The following is a 23607-nucleotide window of genomic DNA, read 5'->3' on the forward strand; positions in this document are numbered from 1 at the left end:
CAATAATAACATACACCATCGAGTGTAATTTAATATGCTTGAAGCCTGAGGTTTTGAGCTTAAAACAAATTCTATGAGTTTTTTAAATAAAGTTCTTAAAGGGTTTTTGGGAGACAAAAAAGCGCAGGACCTGAAGGAAGTAAAAAAAGTTGTAACAAAAATCAAAGCTATTGAGCCAGCAATCGGAGAATTATCTGATGATGGTTTGAGACAAAAAACTGCTGAATTTAAATCTAAGATTAAAGAAGCAACCAATACCATTACAACTCAGGTAGAACAAATCAAAGAGCAGATCAAAAACTCAAAGAATGTTGATGAAAAAGAATCTCTTTTCGCAAAAATTGAAGCTTTGAAAAAAGATTCTTACGAGATTGAAGAGAAAGTTCTTTTACAGGTTCTTCCCGAAGCTTTTGCATTGATCAAAGAAACATCAAAAAGGTGGGCTCAGAACGGAGAAATTCGTGTTACAGCTACTGATTGGGATAGAGAACTTGCTGCAACTAAAGATTTCGTTGAAATTCAAGGTAATGAAGCAGTTTGGAAAAACTCATGGAATGCAGCCGGAACTCCTATTTTGTGGGATATGGTGCATTATGACACTCAGTTTATTGGTGGGGTAATTCTTCACAGCGGTAAAATTGCCGAAATGGCAACTGGTGAAGGTAAAACATTGGTAGGAACACTTCCAATATACTTAAATGCTCTTCCCGAAAGAGGTGTGCACGTCGTAACGGTGAATGATTATCTGGCGAAACGTGACTCGGCGTGGATGGGACCTTTGTATCAATTCCACGGTATGTCTATCGACTGTATCGATAATCACCAACCAAATTCAGACGGAAGAAGAAAAGCATATAACTCAGATATTACTTACGGAACCAACAACGAATTTGGTTTCGATTACCTGAGAGACAACATGGTAACTTCACCTACAGAATTAGTACAAAGAGAATTAAACTTTGCGATTGTAGATGAGGTTGATTCTGTATTGGTAGATGATGCGAGAACGCCTTTGATTATTTCCGGACCGGTTCCTCAGGGAGACAGACAGGAATTTGATGTTCTAAAACCATCAATCGACAGAATTGTTGAAGTTCAGAAAAAAACGGTTTCAGGAATTTTTAATGAAGCTAAAAAATTAATCGCTGCAGGAAATACTAAAGAAGGCGGATTCAAATTACTTCAGGCTTACAGAGGTTTACCAAAAAACAGACAGCTGATCAAGTTCTTATCTGAAAGCGGAAACAGAGCGCTACTTCAAAAAGTAGAGGCTCAGTATATGCAGGATAACAACCGCGATATGCCGATTGTTGATAAAGATCTTTATTTCGTTATCGAAGAAAAAAACAATCAGGTTGATTTGACGGATAAAGGTGTTGAATATATGTCTCAAGGAAATTCGGACAACAACTTCTTCGTTCTTCCCGACATCGGAACTGAAATTGCTGAAGTAGAGGCTAAAAATTTATCTAAAGAAGAAGAATTTGAAGCTAAAGAAAAACTTTTTGCAGAGTTTGCCGAAAAATCTGAGCGTGTTCACACGATGAGCCAATTATTAAAAGCATATACATTGTTCGAAAAAGATGATGAGTATGTAGTAATTGATGGCGAAGTAAAAATCGTTGATGAGCAAACAGGCCGTATCATGGAAGGAAGACGTTATTCTGACGGTCTTCACCAGGCTATTGAGGCTAAAGAAAGTGTAAAAATTGAAGCGGCTACTCAGACATTTGCAACAGTTACTCTTCAAAACTACTTCCGTATGTACAACAAACTTGCGGGGATGACGGGTACAGCAGAGACTGAAGCTGGCGAACTTTGGCAGATTTATAAATTAGACGTTGTGGTAATTCCTACCAACCGTCCGATTCAAAGAGATGACAAACAGGATTTAGTTTTCAAAACCAACAGAGAAAAATACAACGCAGTAATTGAAGAGATCGAAAACTTAACGGCAGCCGGAAGACCTGTATTGGTGGGTACCACATCTGTTGAGATTTCACAGCTGCTTTCAAAAGCACTTCAGTTAAGAAAAATTCAGCACCAGGTATTGAATGCGAAACTTCACAAAAAAGAAGCAGAAATCGTTGCCGGAGCAGGTCAGCCAGGAGTTGTAACCATTGCAACTAACATGGCAGGTCGTGGTACCGATATTAAGCTTTCAAAAGAAGTAAAAGAAGCGGGTGGTTTAGCGATCATTGGTACAGAAAGACATGACTCAAGACGTGTTGACAGACAGTTGAGAGGTAGAGCGGGTCGTCAGGGAGATCCTGGAAGTTCTCAGTTCTACGTTTCTTTGGAAGACAACTTGATGCGTCTATTCGGATCTGAAAGAATTGCTAAGATGATGGACAGAATGGGTCATAAGGAAGGTGAAGTAATTCAGCATTCTATGATTTCTAAATCTATCGAAAGAGCTCAGAAAAAGGTGGAAGAAAATAACTTCGGAACAAGAAAGAGACTTCTTGAGTACGATGATGTAATGAATAAGCAGCGTGATGTAATCTACAAGAGAAGAAAGAACGCGTTGTTCGGAGATCACCTGAAATACGATATTACCAATATGATTTTTGATGTTTCGAACTCGATCGTAGCCAAAGGTAAAGCAACCGGAAACTACAAAGATTTTGAGTTTGAAGTGATTAAAAACTTCACAATGGAATCTCCGGTTTCTGAAAATGATTTTAAATCTAAACAAATTCCTGAATTGACAGATATTCTTTTCAAAGCAGCTCAGGCTGACTATGATATGAAGCTGAATCTTCTGAAAGAAAAATCATTCCCGATAATTGAGAATGTTTATCAGAACCAGGGGTCAATGTTTAAAATGATTCAGGTTCCTTTCACAGACGGTGTGAAGACATTAACAATTGTTACAGATTTGAAGGAGGCTCACGATACCAATTGTGACAGTTTAATCAACGATTTCGAAAAGAACATCACTTTATCAATCATCGATGAAAACTGGAAACTTCACCTTCGTGAAATGGATGATTTGAGAAAATCTTCTCAGGGAGCTGTGTACGAGCAGAAAGATCCTTTAGTGATTTACAAACAAGAATCTTTCCACTTGTTCAGCGAAATGGTTGACAAAATGAACAAAGAAATTATTTCATTTTTATACAGAGGAGAAATTCCTGCATAAGAAAATAATTATAAATATGACAAAAACCGCTTCACTTGAAGCGGTTTTTTTGTTATTCATTGAATAGTATTTCGAAAAACAATATGACAAAAATCAATCACATTATTTATTTAGAATAATTAAAAACAATATATTTGCAAAAAAATAAGCTTCATGAAAAAATTATTGGTTTGCGCATCGCTTTTAGGTTCTATGATATCGTTTGCACAGGAAAAAGATTCTGCACTAACAAAAAATATTGAAGAAGTGATCATCAGTACAATATCAAAGAAAGACAGTGATTATTCCAACAAAATGCCTTTAAGAGCCATTGAAGATCCACAGGTATTATCTTCAGTTAATAGAGTCGTTCTCGAAAATCAGGCAATTTTTACGGTAGATGATGCTTACCGAAATGTAACAGGTCTACAGAAAATGTGGTCGGCAACAAGCAGAGCCGGCGACGGAGGTGCTTTTGTTGTTTTAAGAGGTTTTGTCTCCAGTAGCTCCATGAGAAACGGTTTGGTATCTCCGGTTACAACAACGATTGATGCAGTAAATCTAGAGAAACTTGAAGTTTTGAAAGGACCTTCAGGAACTTTGTACGGAAGTAACGTTGCATCTTATGGAGGACTCATCAACAGAGTTACTAAAAAACCGTATGAAACTTTTGGAGGAAACGTTTCTCTCATGGGAGGAAGTTACAATACATTCAGAGCGCAGGCTGACCTGAATGCTCCACTTACAAAAGATAACAAACTTTTATTAAGATTAAATACTGCTTATACCAACGAAGGAACATTCCAAAAGATGGATGCGAAAAATTCTTATTTTGCATTTACACCAACCATTACATATAATGCATCAGACAGATTACAGTTTAATGTAGAATACGAAATGTTCAATACAAGAGCTCTTGGTGAACAATTATTCTTTTATCTTTCTCCTGATACATTAGGTGGTATTAATAATATGAAAGACCTTGAAACCAAAGGTTTAGACTACAGACAGTCTTATGTAGGTGATGACTTATACACAACAGCAAGAGTCAACAATATTTTTGGTCAGATCAATTATAAAATTAATGATCATATAAAATCGTCCACCAATATTAATAATTCTCATAGTTATTCCGATGGTTTTGGGCCATACTTTTCTGTAGGTTTAAATGCCAACAATGCTTTAACAGTTTCTAGATTTGATCAGGGAACAAGAGACAGTAAGAAAAACTGGTTCCAGATTCAGCAGAATTTCAACTTAGATTATACTTTTGGAAACGGAATGAGAAACAGAACGGTAGCTGGTTTTGATTTCTTGAAAACGAAAGACAGATCAAGATTTATCTATCTAGCAGTCACAGGAGAAGAATCGTTCAATAATCCTGTACCGGCAAATGGTGGAAATTATTCAGACTTCAATGGTTCGACGCTAGGTAATCTTTATGCAGATCCTGCGAACATAGGAAATTATGATATTGATGCGGATCTTAATACTTACAGTGGTTACATTTCCAACGTTTTCACGCCGGTTACAGGTTTAAATTTAGTGTTAGGAGTTCGCTACGAAAGTAATGATTTTCAAGGTGGAGAAATCTTCAAGGTACCTACTGCTAGTTACAACCAGTCGGCTTGGTCACCAAAAGCAGGATTAGTATATGAAATTTTGAAAGATAAATTCTCTGTTTTCGGAAATTATCAGAACAGCTTCAAAAGTAATGGATATTTCGTTTATAACACTGCCGGTGACATCGCTTTATCTGATCCTGAAAGAGCAAATCAATTCGAAGGTGGTTTTAAGACAAATATCATTAACGGAAAAATAAACGCAACGGTAAGCTATTACGATATTAAAGCTAAAAATTATCTTGTAACAACAGGATATACAAACAACAATAGAGCAATACAAAATCAAACAGGTGAAATTCACAGTAAAGGAGTGGAACTCGAAGTAAACGCTTACTTGGTAAAAGGTTTCTCTCTTATCGGAGGTATTGCTTACAATGATACAACTGATTTGTCAACAGGTCTCAGACCCACAACGGCAGGTTCTTACTGGTTAGGCAACTTTAATGCAAGTTATCAGTTTTTAGACGGCGGGCTTAGAGGTTTAGGCTTTGGCGTTGGAGGAAACTATGCGAGTGACAATAATGTAACAGGAAACTTTATTCTTCCTAAATATTTTGTGATGAATGCTAATGCATTTTATGATGCAAAAAAATTCAGAATAGGGGTAAAAGTGGATAATTTCACTAACGAACATTACTGGACAGGTTATTCTACAGCGAATCCGCAGAAGCTGATTAACGCTTTGGGAACCGTAACTTACAAGTTCTAATCACAAAAGAATCAAAATTATGCTGCCAAACTTCGCGAGTCGTTTGGCAGATTTTTTTACTCCAAATTTTCGCATTCCTTAATTGTATTTAATCTAAATAAAAACGGAAAGCATATATTTGCACAACTTTAAGAATTCATGAGGAAAAAACATCACCACAAAAAGAAACCGAGTTTTTTTAAAAAATGGACTGGCAAACTGCATTTATGGTTTGGTTTGGGAATCGGATTTTTGATTTTCATTATTTCCATTACCGGAGCTTTATATGTATTTAAAGATGAGGTGGAGAATTTCACCAGAAAAGATGTAATTTATCATAACGAAAAAAATATTGATCAAAAACAGATTCTTCCTATCAGAATTCTGGAAAAAAAAGTGGTAGATCAGGTACATGAAGAATATCCGATTCATTGGGTCAATATTCCTATTGATAAAAAAATGTCTTACCAGTTTTATTGGTATGAGCACAATCCTAAAGCCTGGCATTATTTTGAAGAATTTCCTATTTATAAACTTGCTTACGTAAATCCCTACACCGGAAAAGTTCTGAGAACCTACGACGAGAAAAATGGTTTTTTCCAGATCGTAAAAATGATCCACTGGAGCTATTTATTGAAGCAGGAATGGGGAACTTATGTGGTCGGAATTCCCGTCATTATCTTCGTAATCATGTTGATTTCCGGAATTATATTATGGTGGCCAAAAAATAAAGCAGCCAGAAAACAGCGTTTCTCTTTCAAATGGCAAAACGTAAAAAACTGGAAGAGGAAAAATTATGATCTCCACAATATATTAGGATTTTATGCATCCATATTTGCTTTAGTTTTCTCATTAACAGGATTATTTTATGCATTCTTTGTCGTTCAGGCGGCATTCTACTTTGTTTTTTCCGGCGGAAGCACTACGTATCCCGACTTTTCAGCAATTAAGACAAAAGCTCCCACAGAGTTGCGAACTGAAGATACTTTAGATAAAATCAGCAATACGGTAAAAGAAAAATATCCAACTTCTTACGGTTTTGCGATCGATCTGGGTCATCCTCACATCGACGATCACGAACATCCGAATTTTGAGGTTTTTGTAAAACATCTCTCTTATTCTTACCACAAAAGCAGCAGTTTAATTTTTGATGAAAACTCAGGAGAACTGCTTCACACGCACGATATGAAAGATAAAAATTTTGGTGAAAAAGCCGTTGGAGCCAATTACGATATTCATGTAGGTTCCATTTTAGGCTTGCCAACGAAGATTATTGCATTCATTGTTAGTTTAATCTGCGCTTCGCTACCCGTGACAGGATTTTTGGTTTGGTGGGGAAGAAGAAAGAAAACCAAAAAGGCCGTTTAATATTTATTTTTTAAATTATTATTGGCCGAAATCATTATTAATACAATCTTTTTTATAAATTTATTGCCTCGAAATTATACAATAAGAAAATGTCAGTAGTAGATTTGTCAAAACAGGTTGCATTAGGTATCGATATCGGTGGAACCAATACTAAATTTGGTTTAGTAAATCACAGAGGCCAAATTTTAGCAAAAGGTTCAATTCCAACAGACCAATATGCGACTCCGGAAGAATTTATTGATGCCTTGCACAAAGAAATTCAGCCGCTGATCGATGAGCATGGTGTAGAAAAAATGATTGAAGGAATCGGTGTAGGTGCGCCCAATGCAAACTACTACAGAGGAACAATCGAGCAGGCTCCTAATCTTCCGTGGAAAGGCGTAATATATTTTGCAGATTTAATGACCGAGAAATTCGGGCAGCCCTGCAAAATGACCAACGATGCCAACGCTGCTGCTCTTGGTGAAATGATGTACGGCGCTGCAAGAGGAATGAAAGATTTTATCATGATTACTTTGGGAACAGGCGTAGGAAGCGGAATCGTTTCCGGTGGTCATTTGATCTACGGACACGACGGTTTTGCCGGAGAACTTGGTCATACGATCGTAAAACCGGGAGGAAGAAAACATTGGAGCACCGGCTCTGAAGGAAGCCTAGAATCTTATGCATCAGCAACAGGAATTGCCATAACCGCAAAAAAAATGAGAGCAGAATTTCCGGATTCTATGCTTAACAGATACCCTGAAGATACCATCAATTCTAAAACCGTTCACGAATGCGCCTTGAAAGGAGACCCTGTAGCCATTGAAGTTTTCAGGTATACTGGTCAGAAATTGGGCGAGGCTTTAGCGAATTTTGTGATGTTTTCATCTCCGGAAGCAATTTTATTGTTCGGCGGAGTGATCAAAGCAGGAGATTTTATTTTAAATCCTGCGAAACTGCACATGGAACGAAATCTTTTACCGATTTTCAGAAATAAAGTGAAACTGGTTTTCAGCGAACTTGATGAAGCTGATGCTGCTATCTTGGGCGCAAGTGCTTTAGTTTGGGAAAAATAAATTCAGACAGATAAAATATATTGAGCATTCTCTTTTGGGAATGCTTTTTTATTTAAAAAATTCAATTGAGTTGCTTACATATTATTTGCTAAATCTATCATCGCTATTTGCGTTTAAACCTTTCCTAAGATTAGTTTTGGCTCAATTTTTTCTTACTTTTGAAGAGTTTTTTAGCAAGCTTCAATCAGTTTGCAGAGAAACTATTCGAACATAAAATCAATTTAAAATGGATAATAATAATTTACAGCAAATTACTTTCGGAGGCGGATGTTTCTGGTGTCTAGAAAGCTGTTTCACTATGTTGAAAGGCGTAAAATCTGCAATTTCAGGATATTCCGGAGGTCATAAAGACAATCCTACCTATGAAGAAATCTGCACCGGAACGACAGGGCACGCAGAAGTGGTTCAGATAACTTACGATCCTTCAATTATTTCTTACGATCAACTGATGGATGTCTTTTTTTTCCTCCACGATCCTACGCAGCTCAACAGACAGGGAAATGACATTGGAACTCAATATCGTTCTGTAATTTTCTATAAAGATGATGCAGAAAAGCAGAGAGCAGAAAATGCCATCAAAGAATCAGAAACTTCAGGAAAATGGTCAGGAAAATATGTAACAGAATTGGCACCCTTTGAAAAATTCTGGGTGGCAGAACAATATCACCAGGGATATTATCATGTAAACCCGAATCAGCCTTACTGCAGCGCAGTAGTTGGCCCTAAGATTCAAAAATTCAAAAAACATTTCGGAGAATTGGGAATGTTGACAGATTCAGAATAAAGAAAAGCGAAGAGAAATCTTCGCTTTATTTGTTTTTACTCGTCCTGAATTCCTGCGTATTTTTCAATAATATGAGCGGTCGAACTCCGCAATTCTCTTCCGTTATCGGGATCTTCACCATCCAAAGTGAAAAACTCTACTACTCCATTATATTTTGAATACCATGTTTTTCCTGCTGCATTTTCAACTGTTAATGTATCTTTTCTTGTAATTTTTTTAAAATATTTCAGCCGATAAGGATCTACCCGTTTCATCTCTAGATTGGGTCTGTCGTCTTCACAGTCAATAAGTCTGTATTTAATTTTATCCCAATACATACATTTTTTTTCTTTCGCAGGTTCTGTACCTCCAAATAAGCCTAAAGTTTTTTCAATTCCTATTTTCTTGTAATTCCCTGAAACAAAGCTTCCGGTAAGCAAAACTGCAACGAAAGCGAGTTCTACTATTCCGAAACCATTTTGTTTCATAAATTCCGGCATCTTAAAATTTTGTTCGTTGGTAATATTAACAATGATATTTGTAAGCTTTTCAGTTAAGGATTCTTCATCCTGATCCACACTTATTTTTACCGTTGTTTTGTTTGCATCATCATCTGCTTTTACAAAAGTTCTGGTAAAATCAGAGAAATCATTGTAACCCAAGTATTGACTCAACTTATTCAAAGTATCAGAATCGATATTTATTTCTTTATTATCTCTAATAAACGCGTCGTAATATCTTATAAAAGTCTTATCTGAGATACTTGGCGAAAAATGGTCATCAAAATAAGACCATAGATAAGCTGCTATTCCACTCTTTGCATCTTTCCCCGATTCTCTTTTTCCTTGCTTAAATACCTCATCGATTAGTAGTTTTCTTTTGGACATAATTAGTTTTTAAGAGTATTACAAAATAGGTGATTTCCAACCATTCTTCATTACGGTTTTCCGTAATCCAATCCCACCCATTTATTGTCCATCGATGTCTCTGTTTTGTCTAACACCTGCGTCACCATTTGTCGCAAATTTGCTAAAGAAATCAGTGACAAACAAACAATTACAAAAAACAAAGTTACAAAACTGATTTCAAAATCACCAGATAAAACGGAAGAAAACTCCGGGTTGGGAAGCAGATGTTTCTCTTCCGTTTTTGAAGGTTTACTTCCCAAAAAATTTAGAAGCGCTTCAATTTTTTTTAAACGTGTAACACTGTCTGCGATCTGTTTCGCAGGGAAGAACACGAATGCTTTAACAATAAATTTTTTGACAAAATGATTCAAATACTTTTAATGCTACTAGGTTTAGCATTCGGAAACAATAACGGAAATGCAAATTGCGATAATAACAACGGAGGAACGGTAACAACTCAAGATTCCGGAGGAGGAACAGGAACGGGGATTGATCCGGGCGATACTGGTGGGCCAGTCGGTGGTAACTCAGGGCAATTGCCTCCACCTACTCCTCGACCTTAATTTATATTGAAGGACAGATTGTGTAAATCTGTCCTTTTTGTTACTTTGCACTAAACTATTACTATGAAAAGATTTTTAATTTTAATTTTATGTCTTTCATTATTTTCTTGTAAAAAAGAAAATAACCTGACACACGACAATTCATATTATAAAATAGCAAAGAGATATCGAGATTCTAGTGCAACTGACTCTGCGTTTTATTACTACAACTTAGCAAAAAATGATTTTTTAAACACTTCAGATTCTTTAGGTGTAGGTAACTGTTTGGTGAATATGGGAATTATTCAAACTAAAAAAGGAGATTTTTTTGGAGGTATAGAATCCTCATTAGAAGCAAATAAATTTCTTAAAAAACAAAATGATAGTGCATACAGGAGAGCATTGTCTACAAACTACAATAATATTGGTTTATCATTTCATTTTCTAAAAGACTTTGAAAAATCGTCATCCTATTATATTAAAACCTTGAAATATATTGATAGTGAAGAAGACAGATATTTATGCTACAACAATATTGGAGATCTATTAATAAGTCAAGGAAACTTTAATTCTGCAAAGTATTACTTAAAAAAAGCAGCAGCCACAAAAGACAGCAATACTCTTTCCAAGGTTATTAACAATCTTGCAAAAGCTAAATACCTTAGTAACAAGAATTATAATCCATTACCTGAATTTTATCAAGCTTTAAATATAAGAGAGCGCAGAAAAGATGCGTTAGGTCTAAATTCTAGTTTTGAAACTCTGTCAACATACTACCTTTATAAAAATGAAAATCTTTCTTTATCTTTTGCTGAAAAAATGTTAGAATATGCATCTGAAAATCAAAGCCTTGATGATAAAATAACAGCACTAAAGAGAATTATAACTTTAGATTCAAAAAACTATTTACAAAACTTTCAAAGGCTTGATTCATTAAATGAAAATCTACAAACAGAAAGAAATAAACATAAAAATCAATTTGCTGTTGTACGATATGATGTGGAGCAGAAAAATGCACAAAATCAAATTCTCAAGACACAAAGTTTTAAACAAATTGTTGGTATTGCTGCATTAGCTATTGCTTTAATCTCTGTTTTTTTCTGGAACGAAAAAAGAAAAAAACATATAAGACAGGAAAAAGAAAAAGAAAAAGAACTCGAAGTAAAAAACACAGAACTTCGATATTCTAAAAAAGTACATGACGTTGTCGCCAACGGACTTTATCATCTGATGATTGACATCGAAAACAAACCTGAAATCAATAAAGTAAAAATCTTAAACGACATGGAAAAAATGTACGAAGAATCACGAGATATTTCGCATGACAGAATAACCGAGATTGATTTCCATGAGCGATTCGGTAAGATGATGAATTCATATTATACAGAAGAACAGAAAGTTATTCCTATAAAGTATGTAGAAAAAATATGGGAAAAGATTCCTCAAAACACACAGTCAGAAATGTTTTATGTGGTAAGAGAAATTTTGGTAAATATGAAAAAACACAGCGATGCAAAGATGGTAGTGTTAAAATTTGAAAGAGAAGGAGATGCACTACATATCACTTATACAGACAACGGAAAAGGAATTAAAAATTTAGATTCTCAAAGAGGTGCTGGAATAAAGAATACGGAAAACCGTATTGATACAATCGGAGGAGATATTATTTTTGAAGAAAATCCTAACGGAGGTTTAATTATTAAAATAACCATTCCAACACATTCAAAATATGTTTAAAAAAATCCTTATTGTAGAAGATCACGAAGTGAGAAATCTAGGTGTTATAAATGCGCTAACAGAATTACACATTGATCATTATGATTTTGTGAGTTATTGTGACGAAGCTTTGCAAAAAATAAAAACTGCAGATGCAGAAAAGAAATCTTACGATTTGCTCATTACAGATTTGTCATTTGACAAGGATCAATTTCAACAAAATATAAAATCAGGTCAGGAATTGATCAGAGAGATAAGAAACATTCATCCGAAACTCAAAATTATAGCTTTTTCGATCGAAAACAAACCTAAAATCATCGATGATCTTTTCAAAATTTTATCTATTGACGGTTTTGTAAGCAAAGGAAGAAACGATGCAAAAGAACTTAGAAATACTATTAAAAAAGTTTTTAATGGCGAAAAGGTAATTCCGCAAGAAATTTTGAATTCTATCAGAAATACTCCATCAAATATTTCTGAAAATGACGAATCTCTACTGAATCTACTTGCAAAAGGCTTTACACAAAGTGAAATTGAACAACATTTCAAACAAAACAAAATCGCTCCTAATAGCAAAAGTGCTATCGAAAAAAGACTGAATGAAATTCGTGAAATTTTTAGTGCCAAAAATAACATCGAATTGATCGTCATTTGCAAGGATCTCGGAATTATATAAATTTCATAAAGCATTACTCATACAAACCTTTCAATTTTTTTTGAAAGGTTTTTTATTTTACGGTTTTCCGTAATGTTTGCATTTCAAAGGGTTATACTTTTGGAGTATTAAACAATTAAAAAATTTTATTATGGAAAGTATGGAAACAATAACGGAGATTCTGGAATATCAGGATTTGAAATTGGACACAATTTTATTCAGGTTGAATTTTCAACAGGCAGTATTTATGAATATACATATTCAAGTGCAGGAGAAAATAATATTGAAACGATGAAAAGTCTTGCAAGATCCGGTAGTGGATTAAATTCTTTTATAAATACTTACGTCAAGTTTAAATATTCAAGAAAAATCAATTAATAGTTATGGGAAAATTTATTATCACAAAAAGAAAAAATGGTGAATACCAATTTAACCTTAAAGCAGGAAACGGACAAACTATTCTTTCCAGCGAAGGTTATGCAACAAAAGCAGGATGCAAAATTGGAATTACATCTGTAAAAACAAATGCGCCTATTGATAGTTGTTATGACAAACGAATTTCTTCAAACAGTCAATATTATTTTAATCTTAAAGCAGGAAATGGTGAAATTATCGGAACAAGCGAAATGTACACTACTTCCACCGCAAGAGATAACGGAATTGAATCTGTAAAAAGTAATGCTCCCGACGCAGCAATAGTTGATGAAACTGGCGAATAATCTCTAAAAAACTATAAGCATTGAAACTCAAATTCAAAATGAAACAACATTTTATCAAGATAGTTTAGTAACAGTGACACAATCACGATATATAACTCAGTCAAAAACCTACGCAATGAGAAACATCTCTTCTGTTCATGTTTTTGAAATTGAGAAAAGCAAAGTTACTCCTATTCTTATGATACTTTTTGGAATCCCTTTTCTCTTTTCTGGAAGTTTTTTTTGAATTGGACTAATACTTATTGGCTTAGGAATATTAATCGTTTTTAATATTAAAAATGAATATACAGTAAGAATAAGCACTAATTCAGGAGAAGCAGACAGCACAATACCAAAAGACAAAGAATACATTCAAAAAATAGTAAATGCGTTGAATGACGCAATGATCCATCGAGGATAAACTTTATAACTTAAATAATAATCACCATGAAAAAACTACTATTTACAAGCCTTTTAGCTTTAGGCTTATTATTACCTGCAACTTTCTCAGCATCAACAAATTACCCAACTTCAAAAACTGAAATTTTGACTCAAAAACAAAAGAAGAAGAAAACGAAGAAAAGAAAAGCAAGAAAATCAAAATCAACAGCGAATAGAGGTTGTACTTATAATGGACATACTCTGTATGTTGGTGAAAGAGGTGGCTGCTATTATATGGCTGGAAGCAGCAAAGAATATGTAGACCGATCATACTGTTCTGGATGTAACTAATTCACAATAAAAGTCCGACAAAAATTAAAACTAATAATATGAAATACCTCATCATTATAGCTGCATTATGCTGTTTCATCGGCATTGTCGATTTACCGATTGGTTATTATACTTTTCTTCGGATCATTGTTTCATTCATGTCATTCGTGATTATTGTGAATGAATTTAAAACCAGAAGATTTTGGTTTATCACTTTTGTTTTGATATTCATTCTTTTCAATCCTATTTTCCCGATTTACCTTTATCTAAAGCCAATTTGGATTTTTATTGATTGCATTGTCGGGCTTTTATTACTCTATTATTTTTACAGTTTAGTTCCGAAGAAAAAAATAAAAGAGCATGAAAATATGAATGTTCAGAGCCAAGAAATTCCACGCACAAGAGACCGAATAATTAAATAAAAACTATGGAAACCACACCAATATCAGAAAATCTTAAAGCTCATTTTTTAAGATTGTATCAAATGGCAATTTGCGATGACGATTTTAGTCCGCTTGAGTTGAAAATGCTTTATAAATCTGCCGAGGAAAGAGGTATTTCGTCGAAAAATTTAGATGAAATTCTTCTCAACCCTATCAATTCTAAATCATTAATTCCTGAAACAATCGAAGACAAAGTAGAATATCTCTACGATCTTACGGTAATGATTTGGGCTGACGGAATTGTCTCTGAAAACGAATATTCTGCCCTGAAAAAATATGTCGGAATGTTTGGTTTCATGGATGAAAATGTAAAAGATATTGCCGATTATTTCATAGAGGCAGTAAAGAACGGAAAATCCCAGACTGATATTCTTAATGACTTAAAAAACTGATCACCATGAATGCCATGACCACCAATATTAAAAATCTTTTCAGATTAAAAACCGTTCCGGCTGATGAAAATCAAAATCATTTTCCGAACATTGAACCTGCGGAGAACGAAGTAACAGAAGAAAGCCGAAAAAGAACCTATCACGAATCCGGCTACAGAGACGGAACAAGAAACAGCGGAAATCACACCGCTCTGTCAATCTGTCTCGACGCGATTTATTCTAAATTTCAAAATGAAGAAAAACAACTCGTTGAAAAACAGAGTAAACTAAAAGAACCTTATCTCAACGAACAGAAAAACAAGGAAACCGAAATCAAAGGACTCACGGTTTCCTTAGACAACAAAGAAGAAAAGCTCAACAATATCTCAGAAGACATCAAAAATGTTCAGGATAAAATTGAAGTACTGAAGTTTGAAATCAACGATTTGCCAAGAAATCCCGAAGCCTACAGTGTAAATGCAAAAAAGGGCGCTTCTACAAAATTCTGGATTGGTTTGATTCTCTTGATTCCGATCAGTTTGTATTTATTTACGTTCTATATTTCAACTTCATATTCAGCATTTTTCAAAAGTTTTGATGCCAATGGAAATATTATTCAAAGTGTCCTCGATGCACAGGCTTTCAACAAAGCTTGGGCTGAAGGTCCGCTGGAAGGTGCTTTTGTTACTTTAATTCCGTTTGTATTTTTAGGTTTGGGATATCTTATTCACATGTTTGGTGAAAATAAAAGCTTTGGAAATTATGCCAAAATTGCATTGTTATTCATTATCACATTTGTATTTGATGCCATTTTAGCCTACGAAATTGAATCTAAATTATATGAACTGAACAAAACTTTTGAGTCTCTTCCGTTCGATCTAAAAATTGCCTTTACCAAAAATCAGTTTTGGGGAATTATCTTCGCCGGGTTCATCGTTTATATTATTTGGGGATTGGTTTTCGACTTTGTGATGAAAGAACATAAAGAAAAGGACAAGATCAAAAACGAACAAATCAGAAGACAAAAAGATATTTTGATTCATCAGGAACGAATTCTTGATTTCGAAAAACAAAAAGAAGAAGTAAGAAACAGCATCGGAAGCATCAAAGAACTGATTGCCAAAGCAAAAGGCAGAATAGAAGAACTTCAGAATATTATTGACGGAGTGATTATTCCTACAAAAGATTATAAACTTTACGCATCAGAATATATGCAGGGCTGGATTACATTTATGAGTGAAAAATTAGCCGTTTCTCAATCCGTAAAACAGGAAATGATCGAAGAATGTAAGAAGCAATATAATTACAATCTCAATAAAGTCGGGGCAAATTCCGATAGTCAGAATTCTGTTTATATGTCCGTTTTATAAAAATTAATTATGAAAAAAATATTTTATCTCATCATTGCATCTTCGCTTTTTATTCAATGCGAAAAGCAGGAAAAAAAAGATTCCGACAATTCGATTCAGCTTAAAGACACTTCAAATTCAAAAAATTTAAATGTAAGTGTTTTGATTGATCTTTCAGACAGAATAGATCCCGAGAAAAATCCAAATCCAACGATGGAATATTTCCAGAGAGACACAGAATACATCAAGGCCATTGAAAAAGGATTTTTAGATCATATTAAAAGTAAAAAGGTAATTCAGCTCAACGATCAGATGCAGGTTTTCTTCAATCCTGAACCGTTGGATCCAAAGATGAACGAGCTTACAAAAGAATTAAAAGTTTCTTTTGATAAAAACACGACAAAAGAAAACATCAGCCTTGTCGAAAATAAATATTCTTCGCTGCCATTGCAGATTTACGAATCGGCCATTAAAGATAAAAAATATGTCGGTTCAGATATCTGGGAATTTTTTAAGAATAAAGCGAAAGATTACTGCATAAAAGATGATCACCGAAATGTACTTTTCATTTTAACAGATGGTTATATTTATCACAAAGATTCCAAATTCTCTGAAGGTCAAAAAACCTCATATCTCACTCCGGAACTCGTAAAATCTTTAAAACTAAATTCTTCGGATTTCAAAAATAAAATTCAGGAGAAAGGTTTAGGTTTTGTAAAAGCCAACGACGATCTCGACAATCTTGAAGTAATCGTTTTGGGAATCAATCCCGCAAAAGGAAATCCTTTCGAAGCCGATGTCATCAAAGAATACTGGGAAAACTGGTTCAAAGAGATGAAAATCAAAAACTATCAGATAAAATCTGCAGACTTGCCTTCTAACTTAGAACCCATTATTATAAAAGCAATTTCGGGTAAATAAAACACTCTTCAACATATCATTCATTCTAAAGGCGAAGTTTTCTTCGTCTTTTTTAGTTGAAGACATTTATTATCTTTTCCCTATTTTTGTGAAATTCGTTGCATTATGAAAAAAATTGTTCTGATCGAAGATGAAACCAGCGTTGTTTCTTTTATTAAAAAAGGACTTCAGGAAAAAGGATATGAAGTTTCGGTAGCTTTTGACGGTCGCACCGGCGTTAGTCTTGTGCAGGAAAATGATTTTGATCTGGTCATTTTAGACATCATGCTTCCAGAAATGAACGGATTAGATGTCTGCAAAGAGATTAGAAAAACCAACAAACATGTTCCTATTCTCTTTTTAACAGCTTTGGGAAGTTCAGAAAATATTGTTCTCGGTTTGGAAAGTGGCGGCGATGATTATCTGGTAAAACCTTTTAAATTTATTGAGTTGGTTGCCAGAGTAAAATCATTGCTGCGAAGAAGCGTTTCTACAGTACCAGAAGTAGAAGAAGAGGAAGAATACCATCAATATATATTTAAATTCTCTGATCTCACGGTGAATGACTACACCAAAAAAGTGACGCGCGGCAGTGAGGAAATTTCTCTTACAAGTACCGAATACAAATTACTGATGTATTTCCTTAATAATCCCGAAAAAGTAATCTCAAGAGCCGAAATTCTTGACGCTGTCTGGGGAGTCAACTACGAACTGGGAACCAATGTTGTAGACGTTTACGTTAACTATTTAAGAAAGAAAATCGATAATCACGATGATAAAAAACTCATTCATACGGTGATAGGAATGGGTTATGTCATGAAAAAACCATAGAAAATGGCTAGCAAAGTGATGACAAATCAAACCAAAACGATGGTGCTTTTAATGGTTGTTTTTATAACCGTCATCTCGCTGTTCGGTGGTTTGGTTTATTTCTCTATTGTTAATTTTTCGCATCAGAGGTTTTATGAATTATTAAAAATCCGGACTACTACGATTGTTCAGATTGAGAAAAGCAAACAGCGTCTCTACTTGCCGGAAAATCATATCCTCAACAGTCTCAACGACGAAGAACTTCCTATGGAGCGAGATTATGTTTTTGCAGTTCCGGCAGATTCTAATTTTAAGAGCATCTCGAAAGAAGTACATATTCCGGATACATTTTTTAAAAACATCATCCGAAAAGGTGAAGCCAACTATAACGACAACGAGTTTTATTATATCGGACAGTCTTTTAAATTTAATCAAAAAGAATACATCGCCATAGCATCTGCGAAGAATCACTATGTCGTTTATTACCTCGGGTTTCTGAAGAGAACAATCATTACCTGTATGGTTTTGGCTATCTTCTTCAGTACTATTTTTTCTTTTTATTTATCTAAAACTTTATTTAAACCGATTCTTAAGATCACCAAAAAAGTAAAGCAGATCAGCTCTGAAAACTTGCACTTAAGACTTGAACCTCAGCCTGATAATAAAGAACTCAACGAATTAGTTGATACTTTCAACACTATGCTGACGAGAATAGAAACGTCATTTGAAACTCAGAATCACCTTATTGGTAATGTTTCACATGAGCTCAGAACTCCTCTTACTTCGATCATGGGAGAAGCCGATGTTGCCCTTTCTATCAACCGTACCGCAGAAGAATACAAAGAAACGCTGGAGATCATTCTTGATGAAGCTGAAAAACTCGACAAAAAAATAAAAGCTCTTCTTATTATCGCTCAAACAGGTTTTGACGGGAAGATTCAGAAAATAGATAAGGTAAGAATTGATCAGTTGCTTTGGGATGTTATTGAAACCATCAGAAAAATCGATTCCCGAAATAATATTTTTCTGGACATCAGCATGCTTCCCGATAATCCCAAAAAGCTAAAAGTTCAGGGTAATGAGCAGCTTCTTCATCTTGCGGTTGCCAATATTGTGAATAATGGTTGTAAATATTCTAATTTCCAGCAGGTAAAAGTTTCGCTAGGCGCTACAGATACAGATGTTTATATCATTATTAAAGACACAGGCATCGGCATCCCGGAGTCTGAGATGGATAAGATCTATGATCCTTTTTTCAGAGCTTCGAACACCCGAAATTACGAAGGCTACGGTATCGGTCTTCCACTCGCACGAAATATTGTGAGAATGCATAATGGAGAACTGATTGTAAGTTCATACGAAAATCAGGGTACAACAGTTCAGCTCCGTTTTCCCACAATATTCGGAACCCAGCAGGAGGAAAAAAACTCTTAGCTTCGTAGTGAAGCAAAATTCTAATCTCATTTTAATCTCTCTAATTACATTTTAATTCTGTTCCAAAGATCTTCTAATCTTACAGATATAGTTTTGTATTATCAAAATAGGTAATCACTAAATCTAAAGATATGATCAAGACCATTTTAATTGCAACAGACTATTCTCTGGAATCTTTAAACATATTAAAGAAAGTATTAAAGGAGAAAAATGCGAAAGAAGAAAACACGCAATACAATATTTTACTGGTATCGGGTTATGATATGGGAGATTCTATCAGAGACCTTTTATTTAATACGAAAGGAACCGTTTTCAGTAAAATCAGATCAAAAGAATTCTGCGATGCATTCAGTATTATCAAAAACAAATATCCTCACCTTGTCAATAAAGTAATCTGCGATATTTTCACAGGAAGTTTCCAGAGAGCTTTCAATAATTATCTGAAGGCAGAAAATATTGAGGAAGCCTACTACGCAAACAATCTGAAAGATAAGAACAGCAATGGGAAATTTGATCTTGCACCCTTCATCAAAAAAGCAAAAGATATTCATGTAAGAGAGATTACTCTCGGCGCACCGGAATTTATGCCCGAAAGAGGCAGACTGGCAGAGGTTTTTGTTGAAGTTTAATCTTTACTATTAATTATTTAAATCTAAAAACATGTTAAGAAATTATAGTAACAGCAGGACATTGGGAGACAATATAAGACTGGGGACGCTGACTGCCTTTACGGCAGGAACTATAAATATAGCATCTCTATTAATATTTTTATCCTTTACCTCAAACGTGACAGGCCATTATGCCGTTTTTGCTGCAGAAATCAGTAAAGGAAACTGGTCGCAGGTGGCAGTCGTAGGCGCATGGATCTTTCTTTTCTTTTTCGGAAGCTTTACGGCCAATTTTTTCGTCATCAATTTCAATAAAAAAAGTAAATACTTTGCGCATGCAATGCCGCTGATCCTGGAAATCCTGTGTCTGGTCTCCGTAGGTTTTTATGGTCAGTTTTACTATCAGAAGACTTTAGAAGAAGCAGAATTTCTTGTAGCACTAATGCTTTTTGCGACAGGGCTTCAAAATGGTTTGACGGCAAGTATCTCCAACTTTTTGGTAAAAACAACTCACCTTACAGGTACTACTACCGATTTAGGAATACTGGCCTCTATGTTTACCCATAAAAAATACAGGAAAAACCCTGAGCTGATCGCCAGAGCAAAGCTTCTAACAAGTATTATGTGTTCTTACGTTTTAGGAGCAGTTTTCTCAGGACTGGTTTATTATTCACTAGAATTCAGTGTGTTTTATGTGATCAGCCTTTGTTTACTTGTAGTAATAGGATATGATTTTTATAAAATCAACATCAGACACTTCAGAACCAATTACAGATATGCAAAAATCTATAATAAACCGAATGTAATGGCATTCATGTATGATAAAATACATGGCAATGGTGAGGTGATGATCAAAGAAACCAGAAAAGAAAAGTCTAAACTTGTTTTGGAGGAAACTTAAAAAGCTATTAATCAATTTGACAGCACAAATCATATATACTTAGTTTTTGTAGCCTCTGTTTGTTTTGCAAATGGAGGCTTTTTGCATCTGACTTTCGTTTTTGAAAAGCCGTCGGGATTCCCGACGAGCAGAAATGGTTTCGGTTCTTGCTGTCGGACTTTCCGACGGAGCAAATCCAAAAAAGGAAAGGCCGTCGGAAAGTCCGACGAGGCAAACCAAAATGGTTTCATGCCGTCGGGAACTCCGACAGCATGAACTGGAAAAAAGAAAGCCCGTCGGATGTTCCGACAGCCTGATCCCTTTTTTTTCAAATATTTTCTTCCGACAGACAACATAGATTTAATCCTTAATCTTTAATTCATGACCTAATTATTTTAATTCTTATTTGCTTTGACTATTTTTGTAAGTTCATTTACCTTTTTATGTCAGATATTATTCAGCTTTTACCGGATCATGTAGCCAACCAAATTGCAGCAGGTGAAGTGGTGCAGCGGCCTGCATCCATCGTAAAAGAACTTTTGGAAAACGCAATTGATGCCGGAGCTTCAAAAATAGAGCTGATTATAAGAGATGCGGGTAAAAACCTCATTCAGGTGGTTGATGATGGCAAAGGAATGTCTGAAACCGATGCTAGAATGGCCTTCGAAAGACACGCCACTTCAAAAATACGGGCAACGGATGATATTTTTAAAATTGCTACAAAAGGTTTCAGAGGCGAGGCTTTGGCATCCATCGCTGCAGTTTCTCAGGTCGAATTGAAAACTAAGCAGGAAGATTCTGCACTCGGAACCAATATTTATATCGAAGGTGGAATTTTCCAGTTTCAGGATCCTGTGCAGACTGCTGAAGGATCTAATTTTTTGGTTAAAAATCTTTTCTACAACGTTCCGGCAAGAAGAAAATTCCTCAAAAACAATAATATAGAATTCAGACACGTCATAGATGAATTTCAACGTGTGGCTTTGGCTCATGAGAATATAGAATTTTCTATGTTTCATGACGATGAGCCCGTTTTCAGACTGAGAAAAGGGACACAGATGCAGAGAATTGTAGATGTTTTCGGAAGAAAATTGCATCCGCAACTCATTCCTATAAAAGAAGATATTCTCTGGTGCAAACTTCACGGTTTTGTTGCCAAACCTGAAGGCGCAAAAAAAACCCGTGGTGAGCAGTTTCTTTTCGTGAACGGAAGATTTTTTAAAAGTCCATATTTCAACAAAGCAGTTCAGGAAGCTTTTGACGGACTTCTTTTACCAGGATATATTCCTACATTTTTTCTTTTTCTGGAATTAGATCCCGAGAAAATTGATGTGAATATTCATCCACAGAAAACGGAGGTTAAATTTGAAGACGAGCATTTAATTTTTGCTTTGATCCGCTCTACCATCAAAAGGTCATTAGGAATTTACAACATCGCGCCAAGTCTCGACTTTGAGAAAGATCCGCATTTGGATGAGATGATGCAGAAAAGTTTCCCAAGCAGAAGCAACAATACCGGAAATTTAAAAATGCCGGAAATTATTGTAGATCGCGATTATAATCCTTTTCTGGAAGAAAGAGAAGTAGGGAAAACGGAAATTCATAATCTTACAGAAATGTACCATCAGAATATTTCTGCTGAGCCTTCGAAGATCAATCTTTTTGAAGACGAAGATTTTGATGAAGATCTGATGCGACTGCCGAACGGATATTGGCTGTTCAACAAAGGTGACAGAACGCTGATGCTGGATCTTGGCAGAATGCACCGATTGCTGGTTGCCGAAAATAATAAGAACGTAAAAAAAGGAAACGCCAGCCATGCCTTACTTTTCTCACTAGAGTATCATATGAATGAAATTGAGAAGAATAAATATCGTTCTATCAAAAAATTTCTTCCCGAACTGGGATTTGACATGAAAATTGCACATGAGAACGTGCTGAGAATAGACACCGTTCCTGAAGGATTAAAAGAAACGCAGGTCATGAAATTCCTCGAAAACCTTTTTGATATTCTGGAATATAAAACTGAAGACGAATTTATGCAGTTCTACCACAATCAATGGGCGAAAATGCAGTCGAAATCGAGGTTTGATTTTATTTATAAAGCTGATGCGGAACAAGTGATTAAAGACTTTACGGCATTGGGTTTCCCGGAATTTTTACCCAACGGAAAAAGATGTTTTTATGAAGTTCCGTTTAATGATTTAAAAAATAAATTTTAAAAAGATGTTTAATAATATACCGCCGATTACACGAAATTTAATTATACTGAATGTTGTAGTATATTTGGCTTCTTTCATAATTCCTGAGATCAACTTTTATCTTGCCGGATATTTCCCTTATTCTCCATATTTTGAATCATGGCAGATTGTTACTCACATGTTTATGCACGCAAGTCCAATGCATATCTTATTTAATATGTTTACTTTATTTAGCTTTGGACCTATTTTAGAACAAAGTCTGGGAGATAAAAAATACCTGATTCTTTATTTTCTAAGTGGCTTAGGCGCTTTCTTTCTGTTTAATTTGTGGAATCTTATAGAATATCAAAGCATCTATAATCAACTTGACGCTATCGGATTTAATGTAAAAGACTATGTCAGTGATCCTACAGGTTATTTAGCTTCTACAAAAGCTGCGATTGGAAACAATAATGACTTATTGAATAAACTAAATTCAATTATATTTGGTCGTATGGTTGGTGCATCGGGAGCAATCTTTGGTGTCATTGCTGCATTTGCAACTTTATATCCTGATGCTAAAATCGGAATTCTTTTTATTCCGATTCCGGTAAAGGTAAAATATGTGCTGCCCATTATTGTGATCGGATCAATTTATCTGGGAGTTACAGGAAATGGAGGCGGAATTGCTCATTTGGCTCACGTTGGTGGTGCTATTGTAGGTTTTATCCTTGCCAGAATCTGGAGGAAACATTTATACAGATTTAATTAAAATA

The 23607-nt window shown here is 35.0% G+C and carries 23 protein-coding genes and 1 pseudogene; 22 read left to right on the plus strand and 2 right to left on the minus strand.

Translation table 11 applies throughout. The annotated features are described in order from the left end of the window. Positions 1-73: 73 nt before the first annotated feature. The 5 genes from secA to msrA all read left to right on the plus strand — a co-directional run bounded on the left by secA (position 74) and on the right by msrA (position 8647). Positions 74-3145 (plus strand): preprotein translocase subunit SecA, encoded by a 3072-nt coding sequence (gene secA, locus PGH12_RS12035; RefSeq protein WP_267596680.1) that lies wholly within the window; start codon positions 74-76, stop codon positions 3143-3145. A gap of 153 nt (positions 3146-3298) precedes the next feature. Then, on the plus strand, positions 3299-5458 hold the full coding sequence (locus tag PGH12_RS12040; RefSeq protein WP_267596679.1) for a TonB-dependent siderophore receptor: 2160 nt from the start codon (positions 3299-3301) through the stop codon (positions 5456-5458). A gap of 138 nt (positions 5459-5596) precedes the next feature. Next, positions 5597-6805 (plus strand): PepSY-associated TM helix domain-containing protein, encoded by a 1209-nt coding sequence (locus PGH12_RS12045; RefSeq protein ID WP_267596678.1) that lies wholly within the window; start codon positions 5597-5599, stop codon positions 6803-6805. A gap of 89 nt (positions 6806-6894) precedes the next feature. Then, positions 6895-7863, plus strand: coding sequence for an ROK family protein (locus PGH12_RS12050; RefSeq protein ID WP_267596677.1), 969 nt, complete (start codon positions 6895-6897; stop codon positions 7861-7863). A gap of 226 nt (positions 7864-8089) precedes the next feature. Then, entirely contained in the window at positions 8090-8647 is a 558-nt protein-coding gene (gene msrA / locus PGH12_RS12055) for a peptide-methionine (S)-S-oxide reductase MsrA (protein WP_267596676.1), read from the plus strand. A 35-nt stretch (positions 8648-8682) separates the two neighbouring features. On the opposite strand, the gene PGH12_RS12060 is transcribed toward msrA, so the two are convergent. Continuing rightward, a complete protein-coding gene (locus tag PGH12_RS12060) occupies positions 8683-9513 on the minus strand; it encodes a hypothetical protein (protein WP_267596675.1) in 831 nt (276 codons plus the stop codon). Positions 9514-9563: 50 nt separating this feature from the next. Further along, positions 9564-9905, minus strand: a complete 342-nt coding sequence (locus PGH12_RS12065) for a hypothetical protein (RefSeq protein WP_267596674.1) — start codon at positions 9903-9905, stop codon at positions 9564-9566. A 9-nt stretch (positions 9906-9914) separates the two neighbouring features. Between PGH12_RS12065 and PGH12_RS12070 the strand changes: the two genes are divergently transcribed. The 17 genes and pseudogenes from PGH12_RS12070 (at position 9915) to PGH12_RS12145 (ending at position 23603) form a co-directional block, all read left to right on the plus strand. After that, positions 9915-10097: a hypothetical protein gene (locus PGH12_RS12070; protein ID WP_267596673.1), complete on the plus strand. Its 183-nt coding sequence runs from the start codon at positions 9915-9917 to the stop codon at positions 10095-10097. A gap of 63 nt (positions 10098-10160) precedes the next feature. Further along, positions 10161-11813, plus strand: coding sequence for a tetratricopeptide repeat-containing sensor histidine kinase (locus tag PGH12_RS12075; RefSeq protein ID WP_267596672.1), 1653 nt, complete (start codon positions 10161-10163; stop codon positions 11811-11813). After that, positions 11806-12468, plus strand: a complete 663-nt coding sequence (locus PGH12_RS12080; protein ID WP_267596671.1) for a response regulator — start codon at positions 11806-11808, stop codon at positions 12466-12468. The genes PGH12_RS12075 and PGH12_RS12080 overlap by 8 nt, the downstream gene beginning before the upstream one ends. Before the next feature lie 362 nt (positions 12469-12830). Then, a complete protein-coding gene (locus tag PGH12_RS12085) occupies positions 12831-13166 on the plus strand; it encodes a YegP family protein (RefSeq protein WP_267596670.1) in 336 nt (111 codons plus the stop codon). 73 nt (positions 13167-13239) lie between these two features. Further along, positions 13240-13566 (plus strand): annotated as a pseudogene (locus PGH12_RS19155) (DUF6232 family protein). Positions 13567-13592: 26 nt separating this feature from the next. Beyond that, positions 13593-13877, plus strand: coding sequence for a hypothetical protein (locus PGH12_RS12090; RefSeq protein ID WP_267596669.1), 285 nt, complete (start codon positions 13593-13595; stop codon positions 13875-13877). Positions 13878-13915: 38 nt separating this feature from the next. Further along, the gene (locus tag PGH12_RS12095; protein ID WP_267596668.1) at positions 13916-14278 is read left to right on the plus strand and encodes a DUF6804 family protein; all 363 of its coding nucleotides are present in this window, start codon (positions 13916-13918) and stop codon (positions 14276-14278) included. Positions 14279-14283: 5 nt separating this feature from the next. Beyond that, entirely contained in the window at positions 14284-14691 is a 408-nt protein-coding gene (locus PGH12_RS12100) for a hypothetical protein (protein ID WP_267596667.1), read from the plus strand. A 5-nt stretch (positions 14692-14696) separates the two neighbouring features. After that, positions 14697-16040 (plus strand): beta-carotene 15,15'-monooxygenase, encoded by a 1344-nt coding sequence (locus PGH12_RS12105; RefSeq protein WP_267596666.1) that lies wholly within the window; start codon positions 14697-14699, stop codon positions 16038-16040. Positions 16041-16049: 9 nt separating this feature from the next. Beyond that, the gene (locus tag PGH12_RS12110; protein WP_267596665.1) at positions 16050-16940 is read left to right on the plus strand and encodes a hypothetical protein; all 891 of its coding nucleotides are present in this window, start codon (positions 16050-16052) and stop codon (positions 16938-16940) included. Between the two features lie 105 nt (positions 16941-17045). Continuing rightward, positions 17046-17750, plus strand: a complete 705-nt coding sequence (locus PGH12_RS12115; protein WP_267596664.1) for a response regulator transcription factor — start codon at positions 17046-17048, stop codon at positions 17748-17750. Between the two features lie 3 nt (positions 17751-17753). Then, positions 17754-19163: a sensor histidine kinase gene (locus tag PGH12_RS12120; protein WP_267596663.1), complete on the plus strand. Its 1410-nt coding sequence runs from the start codon at positions 17754-17756 to the stop codon at positions 19161-19163. A gap of 131 nt (positions 19164-19294) precedes the next feature. Then, positions 19295-19792 carry a hypothetical protein gene (locus PGH12_RS12125; RefSeq protein WP_267596662.1) on the plus strand — a complete coding sequence of 166 codons (498 nt, stop codon included), beginning with the start codon at positions 19295-19297 and terminating at the stop codon, positions 19790-19792. 31 nt (positions 19793-19823) lie between these two features. Beyond that, the gene (locus tag PGH12_RS12130; RefSeq protein WP_267596661.1) at positions 19824-20672 is read left to right on the plus strand and encodes a YoaK family protein; all 849 of its coding nucleotides are present in this window, start codon (positions 19824-19826) and stop codon (positions 20670-20672) included. 133 nt (positions 20673-20805) lie between these two features. Next, positions 20806-21009, plus strand: coding sequence for a hypothetical protein (locus PGH12_RS12135; protein WP_267596660.1), 204 nt, complete (start codon positions 20806-20808; stop codon positions 21007-21009). 85 nt (positions 21010-21094) lie between these two features. After that, the gene (gene mutL / locus PGH12_RS12140) at positions 21095-22873 is read left to right on the plus strand and encodes a DNA mismatch repair endonuclease MutL (RefSeq protein WP_267596659.1); all 1779 of its coding nucleotides are present in this window, start codon (positions 21095-21097) and stop codon (positions 22871-22873) included. Between the two features lie 4 nt (positions 22874-22877). Beyond that, on the plus strand, positions 22878-23603 hold the full coding sequence (locus PGH12_RS12145) for a rhomboid family intramembrane serine protease (RefSeq protein WP_267596658.1): 726 nt from the start codon (positions 22878-22880) through the stop codon (positions 23601-23603). The last annotated feature ends 4 nt before the right edge of the window (positions 23604-23607 follow it).

Source organism: Chryseobacterium sp. CY350, from assembly GCF_027945075.1.
Classification (GTDB): domain Bacteria; phylum Bacteroidota; class Bacteroidia; order Flavobacteriales; family Weeksellaceae; genus Chryseobacterium.